We start from the raw sequence: 11,351 nt of genomic DNA on the forward strand, positions 1-11,351 counted from the left end.
CTACCTGAAGCCGATCGATCGCGACGGCCTGATGGGTTTCGCCGAGAAGGGCCGCAACAACCCCGCCAGCCGGGGCACCAACAAAGTCCACACCGTGATGCAGGGGATGTACCGCAGCCTCAGCTACGTCGGCGAGCACACGCCGGTGGTGGTGGACGAACCGCTGCACCTGTTCGGCGAGGATACCGCCCCGGCGCCGGGCGAGATCGTGCTGTCCGGCCTGGGCGGTTGCCTGGCGGTGGGCATCACGGCGGTGGCGACCTGGAAACAGGTGAAGCTGAGCCGGCTGGAGGTGTTTCTCGAGGCGGACATCGGCAACCCGGCGGCCTGGGGCGCCGGTGGCGCAGAGATGCAGCCGGCGCAGATGGGTTTCCAGGAAATCCGCGTGAAGGTGCTGGTGGAGGGCGATGCGAGCCGCGAGGAGCTGGAGGAGATCGTGCGCCAGGCCAATTTCTACTCGCCGGTGGCCAACTCCATGCGCAATCCGATCCCGTTCAGCATCGGTCTGGTCGGCTGAGCCGTCCCATTTCGAATCCCGTGAACGGGCAGGGCGTCGCGCTGCCCGACAACGACACCAAGAGGAATCCCCAATGATTTCCAGCCGCGAAGACGTAACCAAGATGATCCTGGCCGCCAAGGTCAGCAAGGGCCTGAAGTGGAGCCAGGTGGCTGACGCCATCGGCCTGTCGAAGGAGTGGACCACCGCCGGTTGCCTCGGGCAGATGACCTTCGACAAGGCTCAGGCGGAAACCCTCGGCAAGCTGTTCGACCTGTCCGACGAGGCGGTAGCCTGGCTGCAGATCGTGCCGTACAAGGGCTCGCTGCCGACCGCCGTGCCATCCGATCCGCTGATCTACCGCTGGTACGAGATCGTCAGTGTCTATGGCTCCACCATCAAGGAGCTGATCCACGAGGAGTTCGGCGACGGCATCATGAGCGCCATCGATTTCTCCATGGACATCCAGCGTCAGGCCGACCCCAAGGGCGACCGGGTGAACGTCGTACTGTCCGGCAAGTTCCTGCCCTACAAGAGCTATTGAACCAGGCCCGCCCGGACCGCATGGTGCCGGGCGGTATCCCGAGGCATGGAAAAAGGTGCGCGCTCACGTTCGGCCGTGTAGCCCTTGCTCAGGGGCGGGGTAACCGGCCCATGGCCCTCACTCACCGAGGCGAATGCGCCACATGCCCTGGCTGCTCTCTTCCACCCAGAAGCCTTCGAGAAACGCCGAGCCCTCGAAGCGGTGCAGCGTGGCACGGCACTCCGGGTAGCCTTCGCAGCGCAATTGATAATGGCCTCCGCCATGGGCTGTTCCGCCGTAGGCGTAGCTTTCCCCGTCCTGGACGTACTCCACGCGTACCCGGTCGGCCTCGAGCCGAACGCTGCAGGGCTCGTCCAGGCTGACGCGACTGGCCGAGTAGGTTTCCATGCGCGAGTTGGGATAGAGCATTTCTCGATTCCTTTTTCCATTGACCCTTATCAAGACCCGACAAGCAGCCCAGACGGGCCGCTCATCATGACGTGGGGCACTGGCGAGAATCCAGAAAAGCAAAAGGGCCCAGGTTTTCACCTGAGCCCTTTCATATATGGCGCATCCGGCGGGATTCGAACCCACGACCCCTGCCTTCGGAGGGCAGTACTCTATCCAGCTGAGCTACGGATGCGTTGCGGGGCGCAATCATACGCATGTCCTCTGCGGGCGTCCATGCCGCTGGTGCGTCGGGCGTCGCGGCGTTCGCGCTTCGCTCGTGGCCATGGCGGCCTCGGTGCGAAATATGGTTGAGGGCTCTAAGACGGGACTTGCAGGGCTGATTCGGGGCGTCGCGGCTGTTACCCTTGCAGCGGTTGCGGCCACGGGCCGGGTTTCGCAAGCTGTCGGGGGAGTCGGGATGTCGAGTCATATCAAGCTCTGGGATGCGCCGCTGCGCGTGTTCCACTGGTCGTTCGCCGCTGCGGTGATCGCCGCCATCGTCACCGGCTGGGTCGGGGGCAATCTGATGCTCTGGCACGGCCGGCTGGGGCTCGTGGTGCTGGGGCTGCTGGTGTTTCGCCTGCTCTGGGGCTTCGTCGGTTCCACTTATGCGCGCTGGTCGCGCATCTGCGCCGCGACGGTAGGGGTGCGGGACTATCTGCAGGGCAACTGGCGGGAGGCCGGGCACAATCCGCTGGGCGCACTGTCGGTGCTGGCGATGCTGGGGCTGGTGAGCTTCCAGGTAATCAGCGGGCTGATGGCGACCGACGACATCGCTTTCCAGGGGCCGCTCTATGCGTTGGTCAACAGCGAAACCGGCAGCGCGCTGAGTGGCCTGCATCGGCAGGCGAAGTGGTTGCTGCTGGTGCTGATCGGCCTGCATCTGGCGGCGATCGCCTGGTACGGGCTGGTCAAGCGCAAACCGCTGGTGCGGGCGATGATCGCCGGGCGGATGCGGCGTGAACATCCGGCGCAGGAGGATGCCAGGGGTGGCTCGTTGGCCACGGCGCTGCTGACCGTCGTGCTGGCGATGGGCGTGGTCTGGGGCGTGCAGTCGGTGGCCGGCTGGATGACACCGCCGCCAGCGGCACCGGCGCCGAGCCTCGACTGGTAAGCACAGCCGGCGGACCTTCGCCGGCCGTGCTTGAGCGTCAGCCCACCGTGCGTTCGCCCGGCTTGGACCACGCTTGGTGGGCTAAAGCCCACCCTACGATACAAGCCCGGCCGGACCTCGGGTGGTCAGTCAGTCGGCGCGGAACTTGTCGTGGCAGGATTTGCACGAGCCGCCGACATCTCCGAAGGCCTTCTTGATCGCCGCCTGGTCACCCTCGGCGGCGACGCTGGCGAGCTGGTTGGCGGCAGCGGTGAAGTCGCGTCCGATGCGTCCGGCTTCGTCGAGGTTCTGGAAGAACTCGGGCTTGAGGCGGGTCGTCTTGCCCAGTTGCTCGGTAGTGGTGTCCGGACTGAAGAGGCTGCCCATGCCGGAGTTGGCGATGGCGGCGATGGCATTGGCGGCGGCGGCGACCTTGGCCTGGTCGTAGGGCTCCTTGCCGTCGATCACCTGCGCCTTGATCTTGCCCATGTTCCAGGCCATGAACTGGTAGCCGGCCTGGCGGGTTTCCACCATCTCTTCGGGTTTCAGTTGCGCCTGGGCGGCAGCGCTTGCCAGCAGGACGGCCGCCGCGGCGCCTGTCATCAATGCTTTCACGGTAACTCCTTATCGATCCATGGATGCGGCGGCGTTGGCCGCCGTTGTTTGGGGCTGGTGTCCTTTCGGCGCGGCCGCGAACGAAACGGCAACAGCCCCAAGACTATACCCCGACAAATGGTAAGGATTGGGTAACAAGACGTGACAGAGCGCCGCTGTTGCACAGCTCATCAGGTTGGTCTATGGCGTGACGACGTTCTGCGTCATGAGCTTGCCCGCGGGGCGACTGTGGTCCTAGCATGGTTGCTTTCCAGCTGGGTGGCGTGGCCGGAACCGGGCGTCGATGGACGGTTCGGATAGTCGTCGCGTCAGCCGATCGATCTGAAACGGGCCGGCGCCAGGCCGCACGCCCCGAGGAGACTGCCATGCAACTCAACGACCCTTCCCTGTTCCGCCAGCAGGCCTATGTCGACGGCGCCTGGCTGGACGCCGACAGCGGCCAGACCATCAGCGTGAACAACCCGGCGACCGGCGAAGTGCTCGGCAGTGTGCCGAAGATGGGCGCCGGCGAAACCCGCCGCGCCATCGATGCCGCCGAGCGCGCGCTGCCGGCCTGGCGCGACCTGACCGCCAAGGAGCGCTCGCAGAAACTGCGCCGCTGGTTCGAACTGCTGATGGAGAACCAGGACGACCTCGGCCGGCTGATGACGCTCGAGCAGGGCAAGCCGCTGGCCGAGGCCAAGGGCGAGATCGCCTATGCCGCCTCCTTCATCGAGTGGTTCGCCGAGGAAGCCAAGCGCATCTACGGCGACACCATTCCTGGCCACCAGAAAGACAAGCGCATCATCGTCATCAAGCAGCCGATCGGCGTCACCGCGGCGATCACCCCCTGGAATTTCCCGGCGGCGATGATCACCCGCAAAGCCGGCCCGGCGCTGGCGGCCGGCTGCACCATGGTGATCAAGCCGGCCTCGCAGACGCCGTTCTCGGCGCTGGCGATGGCCGAGCTGGCCGAGCGTGCCGGCATTCCCAAGGGCGTGCTCAGCGTGATCACCGGTTCGGCCGGCGACATCGGCAACGAGCTGACCGCCAACCCCAAGGTGCGCAAGATTTCCTTCACCGGCTCCACCGAAGTCGGCGCCAAGCTGATGGCGCAGTGCGCGCCGGGGATCAAGAAGGTCTCGCTGGAGCTGGGCGGCAACGCGCCGTTCATCGTCTTCGACGATGCCGATCTCGACGAGGCGGTGAAGGGCGCCATGCAGTCCAAGTACCGCAACGCCGGGCAGACCTGCGTCTGCGTCAACCGCATCTACGTGCAGGACGGCGTGTACGACGCCTTCGCCGAGAAATTCCAGGCGGCGGTGGCCCGGCTGCGGGTCGGCGACGGCCTGGAGGAGGGCACCGACATCGGCCCGCTGATCGACGAGCGTGCCGTGGCCAAGGTCCGCGAGCACATCGAGGATGCGGTCGCCCAGGGCGCACGGCTGGTGGCCGGCGGCCAGGCGCACGCGCGGGGCGGCAGCTATTTCGAGCCGAGCGTGCTGGTCGACGTGCCGGACAGCGCCAAGGTGGCCAGGGAGGAAACCTTCGGCCCGCTGGCGCCGCTGTTCCGCTTCCGCGACGAGGCCGAGGCGATCGCCAAGGCCAACGACACCGAGTTCGGCCTGGCCTCCTACTTCTATGCCCGCGACCTGGGCCGCGTGTTCCGCGTCGCCGAGGCACTGGAATACGGCATGGTGGGCATCAATACCGGGCTGATTTCCACCGAAGTGGCACCGTTCGGCGGGGTCAAGTCTTCCGGCCTCGGCCGCGAAGGCTCCAAGTACGGCATCGAGGACTATCTGGAAATCAAGTACCTGTGCATGGGTATCTGAGTGTCCGTGCGTTAACCGGCCCCGTCACGGGGCTGGCTCTTTACCGGCAAAACGATCAGAATCGCCGCCCCCCCTGCGGCGGGCGCACGTTCATCGGGTGCGCGCCGTAGCTGCCCGAGCGCATGCTAGGGTCTGTTGACGCTTCATCGCGGGCCGCGTGGCTGCGAGCGAAACGTCAACATCCCCTAGGCGAGGCAGTGGCAACCCATCGAGCAGCGCAGTGAGCATCGCGTCCCACGTTTCCTTCGTCCTCGTGGCCTACAACGAACCCTGGCGTGCGGACCAGCTGTGCCAGCTGGTGCGCGAATTGCGCCCGGGTGCGCGCGTCTTGCCGGTGAACGATGGCCACGCGGCGCTGACGACGTGCAAGAGGCAGGTGCCGAGCCTGCTGATCGCCGACGGTGAGCTGGACGGTCTCGCTGGCGTCGAGCTGCTGCGCGAGCTGCGCCGCCAGCCGGCGACGCAACGCCTGCCCTGCGTTCTGATCAGCGAGCGCACGGATGCCGCCAGTGTGCGCGCCGCGTTGCCGCTGACGCCGGCAGCCTACCTCGGCAAGCCCTATGATCTGGACGACCTGCGCCAGCGGCTGGACAAGCTGTTGCCGCATTCGGCCGGGCGGGCGAGCCGGCGCCAGCGCGAGCCCGCCAACACGCTGGGCGGCTTTCTCGAACGCATGCGGCAGAACAACCGTGGCGCACCACTGCTGGAAGAGGTACAGGCTGCGCTGTTGCGCCTGCAAGCCTGCGACCAGGATCTCGGCGAGCTGGACGACCTGCTCGCGCGCGATCCGCAGGTGACTGCGCGGCTGATCAGCGTCGCCAGCGGCATCGACGCGCATCAGCATATCCAGTGTCACAGCCTGAGCCAGGCGCGACAGTGTCTCGGCAACAAGCGCAGTCTCAGTTTGGTGGCGGAGCTGGCCATGCAGCACAACGCCCGCCTGGCGGAGCCGCGGTTGGTCACGCTGGCCGGGCAACTCAGCGAGCAGGCGCTGCGTACGGCGAACCTGGCCGGTTGGCTGGCACGCCAGCTGCAGCTGGACGTCGAGCTCTGCTACACCGCTGGTCTGCTGTGCAACATCGGTGAACTGGCCCTGTTGCGTAGCCTGCAGGATTGGCTCGACAGCGGCGGCGAGTTGGCCGAGCCGACCCTGCGGCGCACGTTGCGTGAGCGCGCCGCTGGCTACGGTTCGGCGCTGCGCACGCAATGGCGCCTGCCGCTGGGGCTGCGTCAGGTGATCAGCGCCTACTACGCGCTCGGCGCGGGCGTGCTCAGCCGTGAGGCGCTGGTCCTCAACCTGACCCGGCTGCTGCTGGAGCTGCCGGCCGCTACGGCGCCGGCCAGCCTGGCGGAAGAACGCACAGTGCGCCTGCTGCGCCTCGATCCCGACCTGCTGGCCCGCGCCCCGCTGGGCAGAACCGCTCACGACTGAGCTGCCGCCTGCCTTCTTGGCAGCCATTCCGCCCGTTTATAACGACTGATCTGCCGACATCCGGTGAGCGGTCGTGCCCGCGCTCCGCCCCCGCCCTGCCTGGCAATCGGTCTTCTACGCTGTAGTGCTCGGCACACGTCTGGTGTGCACTCGCCGTCTATCGACATGAAGAAATGAGTCATTTATTCTGCAGTGCGAAACATGATTCCGTAAAATAACAACGCCAATCCATTCACAAAGCGGAGGCCTACATGACGGAAGTCGTACGGCTCGAAAATCGGGGCGAGATCGCGCTGATCATGGTCAACAACCCGCCGGTCAATGCCCTGGGACAGGCGGTGCGCCAGGGGCTGCTGCAGGCCTTCCGGGCCGCCGAAGCGAACACCGCGGTGCGCGCGGTGGTGCTGGCTTGCGAAGGCAACACCTTCATTGCCGGCGCCGACATCAAGGAATTCGGCAAGCCGCCGCAGGCGCCGGGCCTGCCGGAGGTGATCGACGCCATCGAAGGCTGCAGCAAGCCGAGTGTCGCGGTGATCCACGGCACCGCCCTGGGTGGTGGGCTGGAGGTCGCGCTGGGCTGTCATTACCGCATTGCCCGTAAAGACGCCAAGGTCGGTCTGCCGGAAGTGAAGCTGGGGCTGCTGCCCGGTGCCGGCGGTACGCAGCGGCTGCCGCGTCTGGCCGGGGTGGCCAAGGCGCTGGACATGATCGTCAGCGGTGCACCGATCGGTGCGGCTGAAGCGATGGCGCACAACATCGTCGATGAGCTGTTCGAGGGTGAGCTGGCCGAGGCGGGCATCGGTTTCGCGCGGCGCCTGCTCAATGCCGACCGCGGACCGCGTTGCAGCGGCGAGCAGACGCTTGGCCTGGAGGGCGCTGACAACGAGGCACTGATCCGCGCCAAGCGTGCCGAAGTGGCCGCGCGCATGCCGGGGCTGTTCTCGCCGCTGCGTTGCGTCGCCGCCGTCGAAGCCGCAGTCAAGCTGCCGCTGGCCGAGGGCCTCAAGCGTGAGCGAGAGCTGTTCGTCGAATGCCTGGACTCGCCGCAGCGCGGTGCGCTGGTGCGTGCCTTCTTCGCCGAGCGCCAGGCCAGCAAGATCAACGATCTGCCGGCCGACGTGAAGCCGCGGCCGGTCACTACCGCTGCGGTAATCGGCGGCGGCACCATGGGGGTGGGCATCGCCCTGAGCTTCGCCAATGCCGGCGTGCCGGTGAAGCTGCTGGAAATCAATGAAGACGCGCTGCAGCGCGGCCTGCAGCGTGCCCGCGATACCTACGCGGCGAGCGTCAAGCGCGGCAGCCTGACCGAGGAGGCCATGGAGAAACGCCTGAGCCTGATCACCGGTGTCACCGATTACGCCGCGCTGGCCGACGTCGACCTGGTAGTCGAAGCGGTGTTCGAGGATATGGGCGTCAAGCGGCAGGTCTTCGAGCGGCTCGATGCGGTGTGCAAGCCCGGGGCGATCCTCGCCTCCAACACCTCGTCGCTGGATCTGAACGCCATCGCGGCCTTCACCAAGCGCCCGCAGGACGTGGTCGGCCTGCACTTCTTCAGCCCCGCCAACGTCATGCGCCTGCTCGAAGTGGTGCGCGGCGCGCAGACCAGCCATGAAGTGCTGGCGACCGCCATGGCCATCGGCAAGCAGCTGAAGAAGGTGTCGGTGGTGGTCGGGGTCTGCGACGGCTTCGTCGGCAACCGCATGGTCTTCCAGTACGGCCGCGAGGCGGAATTCCTGCTGGAAGAGGGCGCCACGCCGCAGCAGGTCGACGGCGCGCTGCGCACCTTCGGCATGGCCATGGGGCCGTTCGCGATGCGCGACCTGTCTGGCCTGGACATCGGTCAGGCGATCCGCCAGCGCCAACGCCTGACCCTGCCGGCCGAATTCGAGCTGCCCGTCGTCTCGGACAAGCTCTGCGCCGCCGGCATGCTCGGGCAGAAGACCGGCGCCGGGTTCTACCGCTACGAGCCGGGCAACCGCGTGCCGCAGGAAAACCCGACATTGGCCGCGCTGCTGGACGCCGCCTCGCAGGAAAAGGGCATCCAGCGCCGCCCGCTGGATGAGGCCTATATCGTCGAGCGGACCATTCTCGCCCTGGTCAACGAGGGTGCCAGGATTCTCGAGGAAGGCATCGCCCAGCGTTCCAGCGACATCGATGTCATCTACCTCAACGGTTACGGCTTCCCGGCTTTCCGCGGCGGGCCGATGTTCTACGCCGACAGCCTCGGCCTGGACGTCGTGCTGGGCAAGATCGAGGCGCTGCACGCGCGTTGCGGTGCCTGGTGGAAGCCGGCGCCGCTGCTGGAAAGACTGGCCGCCGAAGGCCGCCGCTTCTCGGACTGGCAGCCCGGCCAGTGAGCCGCCGCTGCCGCAACTGCACGGAACAGGGGATTCATCCATGAACGTCAACTACACGGCCGAAGAGCTCGCCTTCCGCGACGAAGTGCGCGCCTTCCTGAAAAACGAGCTGCCGGCGGACATCGCCGCCAAGACCCGGCTCGGCAAGCACCTGAGCAAAGAGGACCATCAGCGCTGGCAGCAGATCCTGGTCAAGCGCGGCTGGTACGCGCCGGGCTGGCCGGTGGCGCTGGGCGGCACTACCTGGGGCCCGGTGGAGAAACACATCTTCGACGAGGAGTGCGCCGCCTTCGGTGCGCCGCGCACCGTGCCGTTCGGGGTCAACATGGTCGCCCCGGTGATCATCAAATTCGGTACCCAGCAGCAGAAGGACCATTACCTGCCGCGCATCCTCGATGGCACCGACTGGTGGTGCCAGGGCTACTCGGAGCCGGGTGCCGGTTCGGACCTGGCCAGCCTGAAGACCCGCGCGGTGCGCGACGGCGATCACTACGTGGTCAACGGTCAGAAGACCTGGACCACCCTCGGCCAGCACGCCAACATGATCTTCTGCCTGGTGCGCACCGACCCCGAGGCCCAGCAGCAGCGTGGCATCAGCTTCCTGCTGATCGACATGACCACGCCGGGCATCAGCGTCCGGCCGATCATCACCCTGGACGGCGACCACGAGGTCAACGAAGTCTTCTTCGACAACGTCCGTGTGCCGGTGGCGAACCTGGTCGGCGAGGAGAACCAGGGCTGGACCTGCGCCAAGTACCTGCTCACCCACGAGCGCACCGGCCTGGCCGGCATCGGCGCCTCCAAGGCGGCGCTGGCGCAGCTCAAGCGCATCGCCATGAAGGAAGCCTGCGACGGCCAGCCGATGCTGGAAGACCCGCTGTTCCGTGCACAGGTCGCCGAGGTGGAAATGCAGCTGATGGCCATCGAGATGAGCACCCTGCGCATCCTCGCCGCGGCGAAGGAGGGCGGCGTGCCCGGTGCCGAGTCCTCGATCCTCAAGGTCAAGGGCACCGAGATCCGCCAGGCCATCACCCATCTGCTGCGCAAGGTCATCGGCCCCTATGCGCTGCCGTTCCTCGAAGAGGAGCTGGACCTCGCCTACGACGGCGAGCCGCTGCACGCCGACTACAGCGCGGCGCTGGCCGGCGACTACTTCAACATGCGCAAGCTGTCGATCTTCGGCGGCTCCAACGAAATCCAGAAGAACATCGTCTCGAAGATGATTCTCGAGCTGTAAGGGGGCACCGCCATGGACTTCAAACTGACCGAAGAGCAGCAGATGCTGCAAGACACCGCGGCGCGGCTGGTGCGCGACGCCTATCCGTTCGAGCAGCGCGAGAAATTCAGCGAGTCGGAGCTGGGCTTCTCCGCCGAGTTCTGGGCGCAGCTGGGTGAACTCGGCCTGACCGCCGTGCCGTTCGCCGAGGAGATCGGCGGCTTTGGCGGCGGCGGCGTGGAAACCCTGCTGGTGCTGACCGAGCTGGGCCGCGGCCTGACGCTGGAGCCCTATCTGCCATCGGTGATTCTCGGCGGCGGGCTGATCCAGCAGCTCGGCAGCCAGGCGCAGCAGCAGGACCTGCTGCCGCAGGTGGCGGCCGGCTCGCTGCAGCTGGCGGTGGCCTTCGAGGAACCGCAGAGCCACTACAACCTCAACGACGTGCAGACCCGCGCCGAGGCGGTCGACGGCGGCTATCGGCTGTCCGGGCGCAAGGCCGTGGTGATCGGTGGGCACAGCGCCGGGCAGATCATCGTCTGCGCACGGACTTCCGGTGACAGCCGCGACGAAGCCGGCATCAGCCTGTTCCTCGTCGACCCGAACGCCCCGGGCGTCAGCCGCCGCGTCTACCCGACGATCGATGGGCGCAAGGGCTGCGAGCTGTTCCTCGACAACGTGCAGGTCGGCGCCGATGCCGTGCTCGGCGAAGTCGGCAACGCGCTCCCGGCGCTGCGCTACCAGCAGGGCCGTGCCATCGCCGCGCAGTGTGCCGATGCCCTGGGCAGCATGGACGAAGCCTGCAAGCTGACCCTCGACTACCTGAAGACGCGCAAGCAGTTCGGCGTGCCGATCGGCAAGTTCCAGGTCCTGCAGCACCGCATGGTCGACATGCAGACCGAACTGGAGCAGGCCACCAGCATGGCGATCCTCGCCGCGACCTTTGCCGATGGCGAAGACAACGACGAGCGCAGCCGTATCATCGCCGCCGCCAAGTACATCTGCGCCCGCGCCGCGCGCAAGGTGGCCGAGGAAGCGATCCAGCTGCACGGCGGCATCGGCATGACCTGGGAATACAACCTCGCCCACCACGCCAAGCGCCTGGTGATGATCGCCCACCAGTTCGGCGACGACGATCATCATCTGAAGTCCTATGCGAGGTTGATGCAGGTGGCGTGATGGTTGATCGTATGTGACGAAGAGCCCGCTCCCAGAGCGGGTTTTTTGTGTCTGGAAGGGCCAGGGATTCGCGAGCAAGCTCGCTCCTACAACTGCTCCGTAGGGTGGATGTCGCCTTTTACATCCACGCGGCGAGTGGACCGGCACCGAGTCCCGGTGGATCGGTGAAGCGTGATCCA

Annotated in this window: 10 protein-coding genes and 1 tRNA gene; 8 read left to right on the forward strand and 3 right to left on the reverse strand. The window is 66.7% G+C overall.

All coding sequences use genetic code 11. The features are described 5' to 3' along the window. Positions 1 to 517 (forward strand): OsmC family protein (locus tag IN820_RS00315; protein ID WP_193679064.1); only part of this gene is annotated, 517 nt, incomplete at its 5' end. 73 nt (positions 518 to 590) lie between these two features. Next, complete coding sequence (cynS, locus tag IN820_RS00320; RefSeq protein ID WP_193679065.1) at positions 591 to 1,040, forward strand: cyanase; 450 nt, start codon at positions 591 to 593, stop codon at positions 1,038 to 1,040. A gap of 117 nt (positions 1,041 to 1,157) precedes the next feature. Here the strand turns inward: cynS and IN820_RS00325 are convergent, their stop codons facing one another. Together IN820_RS00325 and IN820_RS00330 are read right to left on the reverse strand one after the other, a co-directional pair. Continuing rightward, positions 1,158 to 1,448, reverse strand: coding sequence for a hypothetical protein (locus tag IN820_RS00325; protein WP_193679066.1), 291 nt, complete (start codon positions 1,446 to 1,448; stop codon positions 1,158 to 1,160). A gap of 137 nt (positions 1,449 to 1,585) precedes the next feature. Then, a tRNA-Arg gene (locus IN820_RS00330) sits at positions 1,586 to 1,662 on the reverse strand. A gap of 225 nt (positions 1,663 to 1,887) precedes the next feature. On the opposite strand from IN820_RS00330, the gene IN820_RS00335 reads away from it, so the two are divergent. Continuing rightward, positions 1,888 to 2,583: a cytochrome b/b6 domain-containing protein gene (locus tag IN820_RS00335; RefSeq protein WP_193679067.1), complete on the forward strand. Its 696-nt coding sequence runs from the start codon at positions 1,888 to 1,890 to the stop codon at positions 2,581 to 2,583. A gap of 129 nt (positions 2,584 to 2,712) precedes the next feature. Here the strand turns inward: IN820_RS00335 and IN820_RS00340 are convergent, their stop codons facing one another. Then, positions 2,713 to 3,165, reverse strand: a complete 453-nt coding sequence (locus tag IN820_RS00340; protein ID WP_193679073.1) for a c-type cytochrome — start codon at positions 3,163 to 3,165, stop codon at positions 2,713 to 2,715. A gap of 377 nt (positions 3,166 to 3,542) precedes the next feature. Between IN820_RS00340 and gabD the strand changes: the two genes are divergently transcribed. From gabD to IN820_RS00365, 5 genes are all read left to right on the forward strand, one after another. After that, the gene (gene gabD, locus IN820_RS00345; protein ID WP_193679068.1) at positions 3,543 to 4,991 is read left to right on the forward strand and encodes an NADP-dependent succinate-semialdehyde dehydrogenase; all 1,449 of its coding nucleotides are present in this window, start codon (positions 3,543 to 3,545) and stop codon (positions 4,989 to 4,991) included. Positions 4,992 to 5,211: 220 nt separating this feature from the next. Continuing rightward, on the forward strand, positions 5,212 to 6,423 hold the full coding sequence (locus IN820_RS00350) for an HDOD domain-containing protein (RefSeq protein ID WP_193679069.1): 1,212 nt from the start codon (positions 5,212 to 5,214) through the stop codon (positions 6,421 to 6,423). A gap of 251 nt (positions 6,424 to 6,674) precedes the next feature. Continuing rightward, the gene (locus IN820_RS00355; protein WP_193679070.1) at positions 6,675 to 8,780 is read left to right on the forward strand and encodes a 3-hydroxyacyl-CoA dehydrogenase NAD-binding domain-containing protein; all 2,106 of its coding nucleotides are present in this window, start codon (positions 6,675 to 6,677) and stop codon (positions 8,778 to 8,780) included. A gap of 40 nt (positions 8,781 to 8,820) precedes the next feature. Next, positions 8,821 to 10,017 carry an acyl-CoA dehydrogenase family protein gene (locus IN820_RS00360; protein WP_193679071.1) on the forward strand — a complete coding sequence of 399 codons (1,197 nt, stop codon included), beginning with the start codon at positions 8,821 to 8,823 and terminating at the stop codon, positions 10,015 to 10,017. A gap of 12 nt (positions 10,018 to 10,029) precedes the next feature. Continuing rightward, positions 10,030 to 11,172, forward strand: coding sequence for an acyl-CoA dehydrogenase family protein (locus IN820_RS00365; protein WP_193679072.1), 1,143 nt, complete (start codon positions 10,030 to 10,032; stop codon positions 11,170 to 11,172). Positions 11,173 to 11,351: the final 179 nt, after the last annotated feature.

This window comes from Pseudomonas lopnurensis (assembly GCF_015070855.1).
Taxonomy (GTDB): Bacteria; Pseudomonadota; Gammaproteobacteria; order Pseudomonadales; family Pseudomonadaceae; genus Stutzerimonas; species Stutzerimonas lopnurensis.

What these genes read in the sequence shown, in the direction of transcription:
- cynS (WP_193679065.1), top strand. Translation starts at nt 591, where the DNA reads ATGATTTCCAGCCGCGAAGACGTAACCAAGATGATCCTGGCCGCCAAG.
- IN820_RS00325 (WP_193679066.1), bottom strand. Translation starts at nt 1,448, where the DNA reads ATGCTCTATCCCAACTCGCGCATGGAAACCTACTCGGCCAGTCGCGTC.
- IN820_RS00335 (WP_193679067.1), top strand. Translation starts at nt 1,888, where the DNA reads ATGTCGAGTCATATCAAGCTCTGGGATGCGCCGCTGCGCGTGTTCCAC.
- IN820_RS00340 (WP_193679073.1), bottom strand. Translation starts at nt 3,165, where the DNA reads ATGACAGGCGCCGCGGCGGCCGTCCTGCTGGCAAGCGCTGCCGCCCAG.
- gabD (WP_193679068.1), top strand. Translation starts at nt 3,543, where the DNA reads ATGCAACTCAACGACCCTTCCCTGTTCCGCCAGCAGGCCTATGTCGAC.
- IN820_RS00355 (WP_193679070.1), top strand. Translation starts at nt 6,675, where the DNA reads ATGACGGAAGTCGTACGGCTCGAAAATCGGGGCGAGATCGCGCTGATC.
- IN820_RS00360 (WP_193679071.1), top strand. Translation starts at nt 8,821, where the DNA reads ATGAACGTCAACTACACGGCCGAAGAGCTCGCCTTCCGCGACGAAGTG.
- IN820_RS00365 (WP_193679072.1), top strand. Translation starts at nt 10,030, where the DNA reads ATGGACTTCAAACTGACCGAAGAGCAGCAGATGCTGCAAGACACCGCG.